The sequence below is a fragment of the Aeromonas sp. 602200 genome (genome assembly GCF_049173895.1).
Taxonomy (GTDB): domain Bacteria; phylum Pseudomonadota; class Gammaproteobacteria; order Enterobacterales; family Aeromonadaceae; genus Aeromonas; species Aeromonas veronii_A.
In genome coordinates this window covers 85,646-101,323 of sequence record NZ_JAAKSL010000009.1, presented here as the reverse complement: position 1 = coordinate 101,323, position 15,678 = coordinate 85,646, and the positions used below count along the sequence as shown (strand labels likewise).

Sequence of the window (15,678 nt, the reverse complement as noted above, 5' to 3'; positions counted from 1 at the left end):
CGGCTAATCTACTTTTAATCATTAGATTCCTTACCCCCTCTGGCCGAACAAGGTCCATACTGATAGTCGGGATTGTGTGCAGAGGGAGGATTGCAGGCGATGAGTGCGAAACTGGCCATCAAACCATCCAGAGCCTTGTTGACACAGCTCGAGTCCATGCTCGACGAGGTGCAGACACCCGAGTGTCGCCACTGGTTGGAACAGGAGCTTGAGGGGTATTCTCTCTCCTCACCCCTGCCTTGGTATCGCATCGTTCCCTGTCGGCAACGCGGTCACTTTCTGGATCTGAAAACGGGAAAATATTTGACCTGTCATATCAACAGTCAAACGCTATGCCAACGCGATCTGGCCCAAATTCAGTTCATTTATGCCCGTGAACCCGCCGCCCACTATTTGCTGCAACGCAATTCCGGTATTGAACCCTGGCCAGAACAGCTGCTGGAAGATTATCAGGAGCAGTTGATCCCCGGCCATCTATGCCTGCAAGCCTGGCATGAGCCCGTTATTTCATTACGTGCACAACTGATGGAGGGAATAGAACATTTCATTAGTGAGTACCCCAAGCACGCGGCCTTGCTGCCTCAACACAGTTTCAAGGCTTTGCGGCATCAGCACTGGCATATCTGAGTAAGCGCCTGGCGCGCAAGGAGGGCACCATAGACAAGACCCATAGCGAGATTGCCACAATCTAGAGTGCGGAGTCAGGATCAGACTCCACCGATGGGCCACCGAGCGGTGGCCCTTTTAATGTCTGTGGGCTTGCTTCGACCCTGCATACATCAAGTCAGATCACTTGGCCAGGTAACAGGTCAGCAGCTAATGAAAAACCGAGTAACTGGAAGGAAAATGCAAAAAGGCCGCTCTATTGAGCGGCCTTTTCAAATTTGGTCGGTGTGAGAGGATTCGAACCTCCGACCCCTTCGTCCCGAACGAAGTGCGCTACCAAGCTGCGCTACACACCGATGTCTGCGGGACGGGAATTTACCGAAAGCCCAGACCTGACACAAGCCTTTTTTGCATTTTGCAGGAAAAAAAGTGCTGTTCGCTCAACTATTCAGCACTATTTTCATCCGTTTACCGGGCTGCAGCCAGCTGGTGACATTCCGGTAACCGACTGTCAGGCCAGGCGCAGGGATGCCGGTCCAAGCAGACGGCGCTGCCAGTCAGCCACAGTGCCATGCTCCAGCCAGTCGGCTGCATGCTGGCGCCAGTTGGGGGAAAGGGCCGGATTCTCCAGCAACATCAGCAGATCCGCTTCATTGCGCACCTGATTGAATAGGATATCCGCCGTGCGCTTCACCGTCAGTTCGGGATAGGGTCTGTCTACCAGCTCCATGGCCGACTCCGGCGACACCCTCCCCTCCTCCAGCACCCGCAGCAGCCAGCCACAACGGCCATTCAGTTGTATCACCTGCGACATCTGGCCATAGCCAAAGCGCTGGTTGAGCTTGAAACAGGGGGATCTCGGCTGGCTGATCTGGATCAGCGCCTCGCCGAGTCGATAGACATCGCCAATGCAGGCTTGCACCTCGGTCAGCCCGAGACCGGAGAGGTTCTCGCCAAAGGCGGCAGGTTGCCAGGCTGTACGTGGCGCAGGCAAGCCCAGCGCGGTTTGCCAGGTCTGCCACCAGAGATAGTGATCGGCCGGATAGTAGTGGAGCGCCCGATCCGGGCCACCGTGGTGGCGCGTGTCACACTGCTCATCCCCTTCCAGACCGGCAAAGGTACAGCGAACTGGTGCAGAGATCGGTTGCTTGTGAATGGCGCTGGTGAGGCCGGGCACCAGCTCGGTGCCACGACCACTGAAAAAGGAGATCCGCATACTCATCCTCCGGATTGACGAGAGTAGGCGGATCTTATCATCTGACGAGTCAGGCGACTGCCTGCATCTGGTTGCTCATGGCGATCTCGGCGCGACGGCGCTTCTCCGCCTTGGCCATCAGATACCAGCTGCCGAAGGTAAAGAGCGATACCGACAGCAGGATCAGGCTGGCTACCGCGTTGATCTCGGGTTTCACCCCGAGCCGTACCGCCGAGAAGACCTCCATCGGCAAGGTAGTGGAGCCCGGGCCGGAGACGAAGCTCGCCAGCACCAGATCATCCAGCGACAGGGCGAACGACATCATGCCGCCTGCTGCCAGCGAGGGGGCGATCATCGGGATGGTGATCAGGAAGAACACCTTCCACGGCTTGGCGCCAAGATCCATGGCCGCCTCCTCTATGGAGAGATCCAGCTCCCGCAACCGCGCCGACACAACGATGGCTACGTAGGCGGTACAGAAGGTAGTGTGCGCGATCCAGATGGTCAACATGCCCCGCTCGGCGGGCCATCCCACCAGCTGGGCCATCGCCACGAACAGCAGCAGCAGCGACAGACCGGTGATCACCTCGGGCATCACCAGCGGTGCCGTCACCATGCCACCGAACAGGGTCCGACCACGGAAGTGGGGAATTCGGGTCAGCACGAATGCCGCCACCGTCCCCAGCGCCACCGCGGCGATCGCGGTGTAAAAAGCGATCTCCAGCGAGCGGAACACGGATCCAATCAGCTGCTTGTTGTCGAGCAGGCCGAAGTACCACTTGAGTGACCATCCGCCCCACACCGTCACCAGCTTGGAGGCGTTGAAGGAGTAGATCACCATGATGATCATGGGCAGGTAGATAAACAGCAGCCCAAGCCAGAGCATCAGCTTGGCAAAACCGAAACGTCTCATCATGCCTTGCCCTCCAGCTCTTTGGCCTGGTTACGGTTGAAGAGGATGATCGGAATGATCAGCACCGCCAGCATCACCACCGCCAGTGCAGAGGCGACCGGCCAGTCGCGGTTGTTGAAGAACTCCTGCCATAGCACCTTACCGATCATCAGGGTCTCCGGGCCACCCAGCATTTCCGGAATAACGAACTCCCCCACCACCGGAATAAACACCAGCATGCAGCCGGCGATAATGCCGTTTTTGGAGAGCGGCACAGTGATCTGCCAGAAACGGGTCAGGTTGCGGGCCCCTAGGTCGGAGGCCGCCTCCAGCAGGCTCTGATCGTGTTTGACCAGATTGGCGTAAAGCGGCAGCACCATGAAGGGCAGATAGGAGTAAACGATGCCGATATAGACCGCCAGGTTGGTATTGAGGATCTGCAGCGGTTCGTCAATCAGCCCGATCCCCAGCAAGACGCTGTTGAGCAGGCCGTTGTTACTGAGGATCCCCATCCACGCATAGACCCGGATCAGAATGGCGGTCCAGGTCGGCATCATGATCAGCAACAGCAGAACGGTCTGGGTCTCCTTGTTGGCCCGAGCGATGGAGTAGGCCATCGGATAGCCAATCAACAGGCAGAGCAGGGTGCTGACGAAGGCCATCTTGAGGGAGCCCAGATAGGCTGCGATATAGAGCTCATCCTCCTGCAGCAGCAGGTAGTTCCCCATATTGAGCAGGATGGTGAGCTGATTGTCGGCCCAGCTCACCACGTCGGTGTAGGGCGGGATCGCCACATCCGCTTCCGCAAAACTGATTTTTACCACTATGACAAAGGGCAGCAGGAAGAAGAGGAACAGCCAGAAGAAGGGGATGCCGATCACCAGCCGGCGCCCTCCGCCCCGCTTCAGTCGTTGCAAGATCTTCATGATTGCAGCACCACGCCGCTGTCATCTTCCCAGTAGAGGAACACCTGGTCATCCCAGGTTGGCCGCTTGCCGTGGCGTTCGGCATTGGCGATGAAAGCCTGAACGATTTTGCCCGAGGGCAGCTGGATGTGGTACACCGAGTGTCCGCCCAGATAAGCGATGTCATAGACCTCGCCCTTGGTCCAGTTGAAGTCCGGATGCTCGATTTCGGCCGGCTTTTGCAGGCTCATCAGCAGCTTCTCCGGCCGCAGGGCGTAGGTCACCTTCTTGTTCTCGGCACGGGAGCTGATCCCGTGGCCCACATAGATGGGCTGCTCCAGATCGGCACAGGCGATGATGGCGTGGTCCTGCTCATCCTCCACCAGCAGGCCGTCGAACAGGTTGACGTTGCCGATGAACTCGCACACCAGCCGACTGGCCGGGGTTTCGTAGATATCCATCGGGCTACCGATCTGCTCGATACAACCGTGATGCATGATGGCGATCCGCTCCGCCATGGTCATGGCCTCTTCTTGATCGTGGGTCACCATGACACAGGTAACCCCGACCCGCTCGATGATCTCCACCAGCTCCAGCTGCATCTTGGAGCGCAGCTTCTTGTCGAGCGCCCCCATCGGCTCATCAAGCAGCAGCAACTTGGGACGTTTCGCCAGCGAACGGGCCAGCGCTACCCGCTGGCGCTGGCCACCGGAGAGCTGGTGCGGCTTGCGACGGGCATACTGGGTCATCTGTACCAGCTTGAGCATCTCTTCGACACGGGCGTCGATCTCGGCCTTGGGCAGGCCATCCTGCTTGAGACCGAAAGCAATATTCTGTGCCACCGTCATATGGGGAAACAGGGCGTAGGACTGGAACATCATGTTGATGGGGCGTTCATAGGGGGGCATATCGGTGATATCCACCCCGTCGAGGAACAGACGCCCTTCGGTCGGGCGCTCGAACCCGGCCAGCATCCGCAGCAAGGTCGATTTACCGGAACCGGATCCTCCCAGCAGGGCGAAGATCTCCCCCTTGTGAATATTCAGGGAAACATTATCGACCGCCAGGGTTTCATCGAACTGCTTGCTAACCCTGTCTATTTTTACCAGCACTTCTTTGCGTTGCTGGCTGCCCTCAAGGGCTTTCTTGTAGGCACTGGAGGCTATCGCCATTACCAAACTCCCTAACGTGATACTGGCCTCACGGCCAATCCATAAAAGCGATTTGGCGCCCCAGAGCGGGCACCAAGGTCAGGTACCGGACTTGATCTTGCTCCAACTCCGGGTGATTTGACGCTGTACCGCGCGGGAATGTGCCTCCTGCACATAGAGCCGCTCCAGCACAGCCTGAGGCGGATAAACCCCCTCATCATTGCGCACCGTCTCATCCATGAACTCGCCAGCCTTGGCATTGGGGTTCGCATAGCCCACATAATTACTGACCTTGGCGATCACCTCGGGCTGCAGAACATAGTTGATGAGAGCATGTGCCTCTTTGACATTGGTGGCATCAGACGGGATCGCCATCATGTCGAACCAGAGATTGCCCCCCTCTTTAGGAATGCTGTAGGCAATCTTCACCCCCTTGCCTGCCTCGTCGGCACGGGCTGCCGCCTGCAAGATGTCGCCGGAAAAGCCCGCTGCCACACAGATATCGCCGTTGGCGAGATCACCTATGTATTTGGAGGAGTGGAAGTAGGCCACATAGGGGCGCACCTTGAGCAACTGCGCCTCGGCGCGCTTGATATCGGCCGCGTCCTGGCTGTTGGGGTTCAGTCCAAGGTAGTTGAGGGCAGCCGGGATCATCTCGTCTGCCGAGTCGAGGAAGGCGACGCCGCAGCGGGAGAGCTTCTCCATGTTTTCCGGCTCGAAGATGGCCGCCCAGGAGTCGATCTTGTCGACCCCCAGCACCGCCTTGATTTTGTCGACGTTGTAGCCGATGCCGTTGGTTCCCCACAGATAGGGCACCGCGTACTGATGGCCCGGATCCACCTTCTCGAGCTGCTTGAGCAGCACGGGATCCAGGTTGGCCAGATTGGGCAGCAAGCTCTTGTCCAGCTTCTGGAAAGCCCCCGCCTTGATCTGCTTGGAGAGGAAATTATTTGAGGGCACCACCAGATCGTAACCGGTCCGTCCGGTCAGCAACTTGCCTTCCAGGGTTTCGTTGGAGTCAAATACGTCATAGACGGTCTTGATCCCGGTCTCCTGCTGGAAATCGCTGAGGGTAGTCTCGCCGATATAGTCAGACCAGTTGTAGAAATGGAGCACAGGGGCTGCCTGGACTGCATTCGCCAATCCCATGGTCAGCGCTATGGTTAGCAATCTGGTTGTATTCACGGTGTCAGTTCTCCTGTTCAGTGGTTGACCGTCTGCGCATCCATTCGCGCGGCCCATCCAGATGGATGGCATCACTACCCTCCCGGCCGAACTGCGGACCGGGAGGGGTATTCGTTACTTACTTACCGGACTTGATCTTGGTCCAGCTGCGGGTCATCAGACGCTGCACCTTGGCCGGCAGATCCGGGAAGGTGTAGATCTTCTGCAAGGTTGCAGAGTCCGGATAAACCCCCGGATCGGTACGGATCGCCTCGTCAACCAGCGGGGTCGCCGCCTTGTTGCCGTTAGGCGCCTGCACCTGATTGGTGATGTTGGCGATCACGTCGGGCTTCATCAGATAGTTGATGAAGGTGTGGGCCGCCTCGACGTTCTTGGCATCCGCCGGGATGGCGATCATGTCAAAGAAGCTGCCAGCCCCCTCTTTCGGAATGGTGTAGGTCAGTGCCACGCCATTTTTGGCTTCCGCCGCCCGCGCCTTGGACTGCTGCAAATCCATGGAGTAACCGACAGCAACACACAAGTTGCCGTTGGCCAGATCCGAGATGTACTTGGAGGAGTGGAAATAGGCGGTATAGGGACGGATGGAGAGGAACAGCTCCTCGGCCTTCTTCAGCTCGTCCGGCTTCTGGCTATCCGGTTTGAAGCCCAGATATTGCAGGGCGGCCGGTAACATTTCGGTCGGCGAGTCGAGGAAGGAGACGCCGCACTCCTTCAACTTGGCCATGTTCTCCGGCTTGAACACCAGATCCCAGGAGTTGAGCGGCGCATCGGCCCCCAGTACGGCCTTCACCTTCTCGGCATTGTAGGCATAACCGATGGTGCCCCACAGATAGGGGATGGAGTACTGGTTGCCCGGATCGCTCGGGTCGAGCGCCTTGAGCAGGTCGGTATCCATATTTTGCCAGTTGGAGAGCTTGGACTTGTCCAGCTTCTGGAACACGCCAGCCCTGATCTGTTTGGCCAGGAAGGGGTTGGACGGCACCACGATGTCGTAGCCGGATTTACCAGCCAGCAACTTGGCTTCCAGTACCTCGTTGCTGTCAAACACGTCATAAACCACCTTAATGCCCGTCTCCTTCTGGAAGTTTTCCAGGGTATCCGGGGCGATATAGTCGCTCCAGTTGTAGACGTGCAACACCTTCTCTTCAGCCATTGCTCCGGCACTTGCCATGACCAGAGCCACAGAGGCAGCGATCACTCCCGTTTTGAAAGACATCATCCTTGTCTCCTAAGCAAATTGTATGCGCATGCCAACCTGCCTGGCGGCAGCTATCCCTTCAGCTTTGCAGCCGTCAGATCCAGACTGAGCCTGGCTAGCTTGACCAATTCATCAACCTGTTCCTCGGTGATCACCAAGGGGGGCGATATGATCATGGTATCGCCTACCGCCCTCATCACCAAGCCATTGTTAAAACAGAATTCCCGGCAAGTCATCCCGGCATTGGCATGGGCCGGGAAACGCCGGTTGGTCTGCTTGTCCTGGACGATTTCCAGGGCGGCGACCAGCCCGCGGCCACGGGTTTCACCCACCAGCGGGTGGTCAGCCAGCTCTGCCCAGCGGCGCTGCAAATAGGGGCCGATGGTATCATGCACTCGCTTAACTATGCTCTCCTTTTGCATAAGCTGGATATTGGCCACCGCCACCGCGCAAGAGACCGGATGGCCCGAGTAGGTGAAGCCGTGGTTGAACTCGCCCCCCTCTTCCACCAGCCCCTTGGCAACCCGGTCACTCACCATCACAGCGCCGAGCGGCAGATAACCGGAGGTAATCCCCTTGGCCAGACACATCAGATCCGGCTTGATGCCAAACCCTTCGCTGGCAAACCAGTGGCCGGTACGGCCAAAGCCGCAGATCACCTCGTCGGCTATCAGCAAAATGCCGTAGTGATCGCAGATGCGCTGGATCTCCGGCCAGTAGCTGTCAGGCGGAATGATGACACCGCCCGCCCCCTGGATCGGCTCGCCGATAAAGGCGGCCACCTTGTCCACCCCCAGCTCCAGAATCTTCTGCTCCAGCTGACGGGCCCTCTCCAGCCCAAACTCGTGGGCACTCATCCCCTGCCCCTCACCGAAGTGGTAGGGCTGGTCGATGTGCACTATGCCGGGAATGGGCAGACCACCCTGGGCATGCATCCCTTTCATGCCACCCAGACTCGCCCCCGCCACGGTGGAGCCGTGATAGGCGTTGTGGCGGCTGATGATCACCTGTTTTTCCGGTTGCCCCTTGCTGGCCCAGTAGTGGCGCACCATCCGCAGCACGGTGTCGTTGCACTCGGAGCCGGAGCCGGTAAAGAAGACATGGTTGAGATGGGATGGCGTCACTTCGGCCAGCAGGGTGGCCAGCTCGATCACCGGCGGGTGAGCGGTCTGGAAAAAGAGGTTGTAGTAGGGGAGCTGCTCCATCTGTCTGGCCGCGGCATCCACCAGCTCCTGCCGGCCATAACCCATGTTGACGCACCAGAGCCCCGCCATGCCGTCCAGAATGCGCTTGCCTTCGGAGTCTTCCAGATAGACGCCACTGGCTTTGGTGATGATACGGCTGCCCTTCTTGTTCAGAGCCTGAAAGTCGGTAAAGGGGTGCAGGTGGTGGCTGGCATCCTGCTGCTGCCACTCACGGGTAGTCTGTTGCATTGTTAGCTCCTCGGTTCCTTCGATTTAGCTGGTTCTGTTCGTCAATCATCAGGAAGGCTGCCACTCCCGCAATCACCGCCACTTTCGCGTGGACTGCGGCATGGCCTGCTCCTCACATCCTTCAATTCGAGCCAAAAACTGTTATCAACCATGCAACCAGAGCGGTGGCGAGCCAACTTCCGCTCACAACCATCCGCAGGCGGAGGCACTCCTCCATCCCGTATTACCGGTTACAGGCAGGGGAGGCAGCCTGCCTCCCCGATTCGGACGATGCGTGGCCGGCACGCATCCGGGTCAGACGTTCAGCAGCAGGAACTCTCGCTCCCAGCGGCTGATCACCCCGAAGTAGGTCTCGTACTCTTTGCGTTTGACCGCGACAAAGGCGCGTGTAAAGCGCTCCCCCAACATCTCCTTGATCGGCTCGCACTGTTCGAGATGGCTGAGCGCCTCCTCCAGCGAGCGGGGCAGACTGTAGGGCAGGTCGTAGGCGCTGGATTTCATCTCCTGCATGGGCTCCAGCTTCTCCATCATGCCGAGATAGCCGCACGCCAGGGTGGCGGCCAGCGCCAGATAGGGGTTGGCATCGGCACCGGCGAAGCGGTTCTCCACTCGGCGGGCACTCGGGTCGGAGAAGGGTACCCGCAGACCACAGGTGCGGTTCTCGACACCCCACTGGACGTTGCGTGGCGCGCTCTCACCGAAGGTGAGGCGGCGGTAGGAGTTGACATTGGGAGCCAGCAGGGCTGTCACCGCCGGGGTGTACTTCTGCAGACCTGCGATGAAATGCATGAAGAGTTCGGAGTTGCCGCCATCCGGGGTACCGAACAGATTTCGACCGTTCATATCCTCCAGACTCTGGTGGATGTGCATGGCGGAGCCCGGCTCGTTGCTCATCGGCTTGGCCATAAAGGTGGCGTAGATGCCGTGGCGATGGGCCGCCTCACGCATGGTGCGCTTGAAAAGGAACACCTGATCCGCCAGATCGATGGCATCCCCGTGCAGGAAGTTGATCTCCATCTGGGCAGCACCGGACTCGTGGATCAGGGTATCCACCTCCAGCTCCTGCGCTTCGCAGTAGTCATACATGTCTTCGAAGATGGGATCGAACTCGTTGACCGCATCGATACTGAAGGACTGGCGAGCTGTCTCGGGACGGCCGTTGCGCCCTACCGGCGGCATCAGCGGATAGTCGGGGTCTTCGTTGCGGGTGACCAGATAGAACTCCAGCTCGGGCGCCACCACCGGCTTCCAGCCCTGAGCCTCGTAAAATGACAGAACCCGACGCAGTACGGAGCGAGGTGCAATGTCGATCAGCTTGCCGTTGACGTCGTAACAGTCATGGATAACCTGAGCGGTAGGTTCCAGCGCCCAAGGGACGAAACGGATGGTGTTGGGGTCAGGATAGAGCTGCATGTCCCGCTCCAGCGGATCGATCATGCTGTCGTCATCCGGATATTCGCCGGTCACTGTCTGGGTGAAGATCACCTCGGGCAGACGCATGCCCCCTTCTCGCAAAAACTTGTTGGCTGGGATGATCTTGCCCCGGGCGTTGCCGGTGAAATCAGGGAAGAGACACTCCACTTCCGTGATGCGATTGCTCTCCATCCAGCCCTTGATACTGTCCATGTTAAACCCCGACTCTACGGTTGCCATTGGCAAGGGTGTCTAATATATGGAACACCCTTGTTATCAAATTGTAATCAACACCACCATAAAAGCCCGCTATCAGGGGTAATGTCAAGCAGTGGTGTTTAAAAAACTATAAATAACGGCGCATATAATGACCAAGTCGGCACCAAATACTAAACACTCGTGGTCTCGCCTCTCTCCAGTGCAAAGCCGGTGCCAACCGGCCAAAACCAGATGTCAGATCCCGTCAGATCAGCCGCTAAAGGGGCCATTTTTTTGCAAAGGCGCACAATCCCTGTCCTATTTGCTTTGCTTGGCTGCTTTTTTTTGGTACAAGGCCCGCCCTGATTTGCACTCTCTTGCATGAAAACGGTGCAAATCAGACGAGAAGGGCTTGGTCTGCAGGCAGACAGCCCCCATAAACAGGGATAATTGGGTTAGTAAACTGACTGGTAGTAAATCGTATGTGTGATTTCATGACTGAAGACCAACTGGCCTTTTACAAGGGGCAGATCGAGCGGCAGATCGCCGAGCTCGAAGAGCGCCTGAACTCCCAGGCCAGCCAGGCCATCGCCACCGACACCAACGAGATGGCCGATGAAATTGACCGTGCCAGTATCGAGGAAGCCCGCCGTCTGGAGCTGAACCGCATCGAGCACGACAAGCTGCACCTGCGCAAGCTGAGGGGCGCATTGAAGCGAATGAACGATGGAGATTTCGGTTACTGTGAATCTTGTGGTGACGAGATCTCTCTCAAGCGGCTGCAAGCTCGTCCAGAGTCCCGTTTCTGCGTCGAATGCCAGAGCACCAAGGAATTTAACGATACCCACGTGTTCCGCCGCGTCGCCTGATTCTTCGAAGAACCGTCACCATTCAGGTGCAACAGACGCCAACAAGGCTGGGCCCGCGCTCAACCTTGCACAACGCCTCGCAGCAAGATGGTGACAAGTTCTGTTAGACTCCGGACACCTTCCGGAATCTACAGGAGAATAGAGAGTGAAATGGCTCATCAAACTGTGTTTGTGCCTGCCACTGCTGGCACAAGCACAGGTTCTGACGGTCAAGGTTCCCAGCCGTCCCGTCAACAATCTTGATCAGGAGTACCAGCTCAAACTGCTGGAACTGGCCCTGACCCGCTCCGGACAACCCTTTCGCATCCAGCCTGTCGAACTCGACCTCAACCAGTTCACCCTTCAGCAGCAGCTGAGCAAGGGCAAGACCATCAACGTCTTCTGGATGGGTACCTCCAGCGCACTCGAATCCTCCCTGATTGCCGTCCCCATTCCGCTGTTTCGCGGACTGGAAGGATTGCGGCTGTCGTTCATCCACGCGGATGCCCAAGAGAAGTTCAACCAGATCAATACTCTGGCCGACCTCAAACAGCTGAAGGCGGCGCAAGGGGTCGGTTGGGCCGATAACAAAATTCTGGAAAATGCGGGCATCCCGACCTTCTCCGGCCGCTACAGCAGCTTGTTTCGCCTTATCAACGACGGCGACAAGATCGACTTCTTCCCGCGCGCCCTGGTAGAGATCTTCGCCGAGCGCAGCGAGCTGGTGGCGCAGTATCCCAACCTCGCCATCGAGCAGCATCTGCTGATCCGCTACCCCTTCGCCCAGTTCTTCTTCGTCAGCCCCGAATACCCCAAGCTGGCCAAAGCGATTCAGACCGGGTTGGAGCGGGCCTATGCCGATGGCAGCTTTATGAAGTTCTTCCATGACAACCCCAAGATCCGCGAAGCACTGGCCAGCGCCAACCTCGATCAGCGGGTCACCATCGCCCTGCCCAATCCGGACATGACCCCGTTGCTAAAATCCATTCCGGCCCAATATTGGGATTATACACCGCAGGGATAAGCATCCCGAGCGCCTGACCATGAGGGTCAGGCCGCGAGAACACAGTGCGCCAGGGAGGTGCCATGAAGGGAATCCAGGAGTGGTTTGTGGAGTACGGCCAGAGCCATCGCCATCCGATAAACGTCGCCATCCACAAACTGGCGGTGCCGGGCATCTATCTCTGCTCGCTGGCGCTGCTCTGGTGTCTGCCGCTCGGGCCCTTGCCAGAGCCCCTCAACTGGGCGGCAGTGGCGGCCATTCCGGTGCTGCTGTTCTATCTGCAACTGTCGTTTTCGCTGTTCGCGGGGATGGCGGTGCTGACCGCGCTCGGGCTGGCCTTCTGCCACCAGTGGCAGGGGCCGCTGCTGTGGTCCTCGGTGGCAGCGTTCGTGCAGCTCTGGATAGCCCAGTTTGTCGGCCACAAGATCGAGGGCAAACGCCCCTCCTTCCTCGCCGACCTGCAATTTCTGCTGATAGGCCCCGCCTGGGTGCTTGCCAGCCTCTATCGTCGTCTGGGCATTCCCTATTGAGGAATGCCGGGCCAACAGGAGAGACCATGACACATAACCACACGCGACATAACGCCCTTCGCCGCGCCCTGCCCCTGCTGCTGGGGGCCCTGTTTGCCGGCCCGGCACTGGCCGACAAGGCCGACCCGGTCGGTGAAGTGAGCACCGCCTTCAAGCTGTTTGGCCCCAACCACAAGATCCTGGTGGAGGCATTCGACGACCCGCGCATCGACGGTGTCGCCTGCTATCTGGCGCGCCCCAAGACCGGCGGCGTCAAGGGCGGGCTGGGACTGGCGGAAGATCCCTCCCACGCCTCTCTGTCGTGCCACCAGATCGGCCCCATCACCCTGCCCGAAAAGCTGAAGGCGGGAGAAGAGGTGTTCGATGTCAGCACCTCGCTGGTATTCAAGGAGCAGAAAGTGGTGCGTTTTTACGACAAGAAACGCAATGCACTGGTTTACCTGACCTACAGCACCAAACTGGTGGATGGTTCGTACAAGAGTGCAGTCAGCGCCGTTCCCATCATGCCATGGGGACAATAACCAGCCGGTTTGTCCGGTGATAGCTGACCCATTTTGTTGTAATTTGACGACACACACGCTGCGGAGCACATACCATGAAAGTCGCCGTATTCAGTACCAAGAGCTATGACAAAGAGCATTTCAACCAGGCCAACAGCCAGTACGGCTTCGACCTGGAGTTTTTCGATGTGCGGCTGGAGGCCAAAACGGCCCGACTGGCTCACGGCTTCCCGGTGGTGTGTCTGTTCGTCAATGACGATGCCGACCGCGAGGTATTGACCGAACTGGCTGCCAACGGCACCCAGGTGATTGCCCTGCGCTGCGCCGGTTACAACAACGTGGATCTGGCCGCTGCCAAAGAGCTGGGGCTGAAAGTAGTGCGAGTGCCCGCCTACTCCCCCGAGGCGACCGCAGAACACGCCGTCGGCATGATGATGTGCCTCAACCGCCGCATCCATAAGGCTTATCAGCGCACCCGCGACGCCAACTTCTCGCTGGAAGGGCTGGTCGGCTTCAACATGCATGGCAAGACCGTTGGCGTCATCGGTACCGGCAAGATCGGTCTGGCCGCCCTGCGCATCCTCAAGGGCTTCGGGGTTCGCCTGCTGGTGAACGATCCTTACCAGAATCCGGCAGCCATCGAGCTGGGGGCCGAGTACGTGGATCTCGATACCCTGTTCCGCCAATCCGATATCATCAGCCTGCACTGCCCGCTGTTCAAAGAGAACTACCACCTGTTGAACAAGGAGGCATTTGCCAAGATGAAGGACGGGGTGATGATCATCAACACCAGCCGTGGCGGCCTGCTCGACTCCAACGCCGCCATCGAGGCACTCAAGACCTCCCGTATCGGCGCACTGGGGCTGGATGTCTACGAAGAGGAAGAGGATCTCTTCTTCTCCGACAAGTCCAACGAAGTGATCACCGATGACGTGTTCCGCCGCCTGTCAGCCTGCCACAACGTGCTGTTCACCGGCCATCAGGCGTTCCTGACCCGCGAGGCGCTGCACGCCATCGCCGATACCACCCTCGGTAATATCCGTGCCATCGAGAGCCAGGGCCGCTGCGACAACGAAGTGGAATAAGGGCTCGCCCTCTCTTCGTCACGCGCCGGGTTGTGAGACCCGGCGCCTTCGGGTAGGCTAGCCCCCCTTTTTTATTCAGGAGTCTGGCGCCCATGTTTATCGGATTTGATTACGGCACCTCCAACTGTGCCGTGGCCGTGATGGAACAAGGTAGCCCCAGGCTGCTGAATCTTGGTGCATCCCGCTACCTCCCCTCCACCCTGCATGCTCCCCACCGGGATGCTATCGCCGGTCTGTTGGCCGAAGGGCTGGCCCCCGCCCAGCAGGCGGAATACCTCAAGCTGCGTGGCCCCGTGGTCATCCGCGCCCAGATGGTTCGCCGCCAGATGCGCGAAGAGGGACTGATCGACGAGCTGAGCTTTGGCGGTGCCGCGCTGGAACGCTATCTGGAAGAGCCGGACGACGGCTACTACATCAAGTCACCGAAATCCTTCCTCGGCGCCTATGGCCTCAAGGCTCCCCAGATCGCCCTGTTTGAAGATATCGTCTGCGCCATGATGCTCCATGTCCGCCAGCAGGCGGAACAACAGCTCGGTGCCCCGATCCGCCAGGCGGTGATCGGCCGTCCGGTCAACTTCCAGGGGCTGGCGGGGGAAGAGAGTAACCAGCAAGCTATCGCCATCCTGACCGAGGCAGCCCGTCTGGCCGGTTTCGAGCAGGTGGAGTTCCTCTATGAACCGGTGGCCGCCGGGTTTGAATTCGAGGCGCGCCTCACCGAAGACGCCGTGGTACTGGTGGTGGATATCGGCGGCGGTACCACCGACTGCTCCATGCTGCGGATGGGCCCCAGCTACCGCGATCAGCTGGATCGCAGCGGCGATCTGCTCGGCCACAGCGGCCAGCGGATCGGCGGCAACGACTTCGATATCCGCCTGACGGTGGAGGGGATGATGCCGCTGCTCGGCATGCACGAGACCCTCAAGACCGGCAAGCCGCTGCCCCACCCGCTGTTCTGGGATGCGGCCGCCATCAACGACGTCAGTGCCCAGAGCCGTTTCTACAGCCTCGACACCGCCCGCCAGCTGCAGGATCTGCAGCTCGACAGCCAACCCGGCAGCAAGCTGGGTCGTCTGGCCAGCCTGCGGGCCCACAAGCTGAGCCACCAGCTGGTGTGGCGTGCCGAGCAGGGCAAGATCGCCCTCTCGGAGCAGGAGCTCAATCGCCAGTCGCTGGCCGAGCTGGAAAAAGGGCTGGAAGCGGAACTGACCCGCGAACAGCTGGCCAACGCCTCGACCCTGCTGCTGGAGAAGATTGGCGAGCTGATGGACGAAGCGATTGCCGCTGCCGGTGTGCAGCCGGATCGCATCTTCGTCACCGGTGGTAGCGCCCGCTCGCCGCTGATCGCCAGCTTTATCCGCCAGAAGCTCCCCTCCATCCCGCTTGAGGGTGGCGATGACTTCGGCTCGGTGGCCGCCGGTCTTGCCCGTTATGCCGAGCGGCTGTTCGCCAACTGAGCCCTGAGATAGCGTAAATCGATGGCAACATCACCCGTGTGTTGCCATTAAGCGACAGTCGTGCGGGACAAGGGGCGACAGA

The 15,678-nt window shown here is 59.0% G+C and carries 15 protein-coding genes and 1 tRNA gene; 7 read left to right on the top strand and 9 right to left on the bottom strand.

Annotated features, from left to right (window positions below; genetic code table 11):
• The first annotated feature begins 99 nt into the window (after window positions 1–99).
• Window positions 100–627 carry a hypothetical protein gene (locus G5221_RS12415; RefSeq protein WP_005356927.1) on the top strand — a complete coding sequence of 176 codons (528 nt, stop codon included), beginning with the start codon at window positions 100–102 and terminating at the stop codon, window positions 625–627.
• A 258-nt stretch (window positions 628–885) separates the two neighbouring features.
• Here G5221_RS12415 and G5221_RS12410 read toward each other — a convergent pair.
• The 9 genes from G5221_RS12410 to G5221_RS12370 form a co-directional block, all read right to left on the bottom strand.
• Window positions 886–962, bottom strand: a tRNA-Pro gene (locus G5221_RS12410).
• A gap of 155 nt (window positions 963–1,117) precedes the next feature.
• Window positions 1,118–1,822, bottom strand: a complete 705-nt coding sequence (locus tag G5221_RS12405; protein ID WP_201990884.1) for an MOSC domain-containing protein — start codon at window positions 1,820–1,822, stop codon at window positions 1,118–1,120.
• Between the two features lie 49 nt (window positions 1,823–1,871).
• Complete coding sequence (locus G5221_RS12400; RefSeq protein WP_374995764.1) at window positions 1,872–2,717, bottom strand: ABC transporter permease subunit; 846 nt, start codon at window positions 2,715–2,717, stop codon at window positions 1,872–1,874.
• Window positions 2,714–3,619, bottom strand: coding sequence for an ABC transporter permease subunit (locus tag G5221_RS12395; protein WP_216952653.1), 906 nt, complete (start codon window positions 3,617–3,619; stop codon window positions 2,714–2,716). Before G5221_RS12395 ends, G5221_RS12400 begins: the two co-directional genes overlap by 4 nt.
• On the bottom strand, window positions 3,616–4,770 hold the full coding sequence (gene potA / locus G5221_RS12390; protein WP_216952652.1) for a polyamine ABC transporter ATP-binding protein: 1,155 nt from the start codon (window positions 4,768–4,770) through the stop codon (window positions 3,616–3,618). The genes G5221_RS12395 and potA overlap by 4 nt, the downstream gene beginning before the upstream one ends.
• 78 nt (window positions 4,771–4,848) lie before the next feature.
• Entirely contained in the window at window positions 4,849–5,934 is a 1,086-nt protein-coding gene (locus G5221_RS12385) for a polyamine ABC transporter substrate-binding protein (RefSeq protein WP_201937656.1), read from the bottom strand.
• Between the two features lie 118 nt (window positions 5,935–6,052).
• Complete coding sequence (locus tag G5221_RS12380; protein WP_201937706.1) at window positions 6,053–7,150, bottom strand: extracellular solute-binding protein; 1,098 nt, start codon at window positions 7,148–7,150, stop codon at window positions 6,053–6,055.
• Window positions 7,151–7,203: 53 nt separating this feature from the next.
• A complete protein-coding gene (locus G5221_RS12375) occupies window positions 7,204–8,565 on the bottom strand; it encodes an aspartate aminotransferase family protein (protein WP_216952651.1) in 1,362 nt (453 codons plus the stop codon).
• Between the two features lie 294 nt (window positions 8,566–8,859).
• Window positions 8,860–10,191 carry a glutamine synthetase family protein gene (locus G5221_RS12370; protein WP_005342613.1) on the bottom strand — a complete coding sequence of 444 codons (1,332 nt, stop codon included), beginning with the start codon at window positions 10,189–10,191 and terminating at the stop codon, window positions 8,860–8,862.
• Window positions 10,192–10,658: 467 nt separating this feature from the next.
• On the opposite strand from G5221_RS12370, the gene G5221_RS12365 reads away from it, so the two are divergent.
• The 6 genes from G5221_RS12365 (at window position 10,659) to yegD (ending at window position 15,596) form a co-directional block, all read left to right on the top strand.
• Complete coding sequence (locus tag G5221_RS12365; RefSeq protein ID WP_216952650.1) at window positions 10,659–11,045, top strand: TraR/DksA family transcriptional regulator; 387 nt, start codon at window positions 10,659–10,661, stop codon at window positions 11,043–11,045.
• 145 nt (window positions 11,046–11,190) lie between these two features.
• A complete protein-coding gene (locus tag G5221_RS12360) occupies window positions 11,191–12,048 on the top strand; it encodes a hypothetical protein (protein WP_421263328.1) in 858 nt (285 codons plus the stop codon).
• Window positions 12,049–12,110: 62 nt separating this feature from the next.
• Window positions 12,111–12,557 (top strand): DUF962 domain-containing protein, encoded by a 447-nt coding sequence (locus G5221_RS12355; protein ID WP_421249879.1) that lies wholly within the window; start codon window positions 12,111–12,113, stop codon window positions 12,555–12,557.
• Window positions 12,558–12,583: 26 nt separating this feature from the next.
• Window positions 12,584–13,078 (top strand): CreA family protein, encoded by a 495-nt coding sequence (locus G5221_RS12350; RefSeq protein ID WP_005355485.1) that lies wholly within the window; start codon window positions 12,584–12,586, stop codon window positions 13,076–13,078.
• A 74-nt stretch (window positions 13,079–13,152) separates the two neighbouring features.
• On the top strand, window positions 13,153–14,142 hold the full coding sequence (locus G5221_RS12345) for a 2-hydroxyacid dehydrogenase (protein WP_005340720.1): 990 nt from the start codon (window positions 13,153–13,155) through the stop codon (window positions 14,140–14,142).
• A 92-nt stretch (window positions 14,143–14,234) separates the two neighbouring features.
• A complete protein-coding gene (gene yegD, locus G5221_RS12340; protein ID WP_421263327.1) occupies window positions 14,235–15,596 on the top strand; it encodes a molecular chaperone in 1,362 nt (453 codons plus the stop codon).
• Window positions 15,597–15,678: the final 82 nt, after the last annotated feature.

Bases quoted from the DNA above. Each gene is read 5' to 3' on its own strand.
- G5221_RS12415 (WP_005356927.1), top strand. From the start codon at position 100: ATGAGTGCGAAACTGGCCATCAAACCATCCAGAGCCTTGTTGACACAG.
- G5221_RS12405 (WP_201990884.1), bottom strand. From the start codon at position 1,822: ATGCGGATCTCCTTTTTCAGTGGTCGTGGCACCGAGCTGGTGCCCGGC.
- G5221_RS12400 (WP_374995764.1), bottom strand. From the start codon at position 2,717: ATGATGAGACGTTTCGGTTTTGCCAAGCTGATGCTCTGGCTTGGGCTG.
- G5221_RS12395 (WP_216952653.1), bottom strand. From the start codon at position 3,619: ATGAAGATCTTGCAACGACTGAAGCGGGGCGGAGGGCGCCGGCTGGTG.
- potA (WP_216952652.1), bottom strand. From the start codon at position 4,770: ATGGCGATAGCCTCCAGTGCCTACAAGAAAGCCCTTGAGGGCAGCCAG.
- G5221_RS12380 (WP_201937706.1), bottom strand. From the start codon at position 7,150: ATGTCTTTCAAAACGGGAGTGATCGCTGCCTCTGTGGCTCTGGTCATG.
- G5221_RS12375 (WP_216952651.1), bottom strand. From the start codon at position 8,565: ATGCAACAGACTACCCGTGAGTGGCAGCAGCAGGATGCCAGCCACCAC.
- G5221_RS12370 (WP_005342613.1), bottom strand. From the start codon at position 10,191: ATGGACAGTATCAAGGGCTGGATGGAGAGCAATCGCATCACGGAAGTG.
- G5221_RS12365 (WP_216952650.1), top strand. From the start codon at position 10,659: ATGTGTGATTTCATGACTGAAGACCAACTGGCCTTTTACAAGGGGCAG.
- G5221_RS12355 (WP_421249879.1), top strand. From the start codon at position 12,111: ATGAAGGGAATCCAGGAGTGGTTTGTGGAGTACGGCCAGAGCCATCGC.
- G5221_RS12350 (WP_005355485.1), top strand. From the start codon at position 12,584: ATGACACATAACCACACGCGACATAACGCCCTTCGCCGCGCCCTGCCC.
- G5221_RS12345 (WP_005340720.1), top strand. From the start codon at position 13,153: ATGAAAGTCGCCGTATTCAGTACCAAGAGCTATGACAAAGAGCATTTC.
- yegD (WP_421263327.1), top strand. From the start codon at position 14,235: ATGTTTATCGGATTTGATTACGGCACCTCCAACTGTGCCGTGGCCGTG.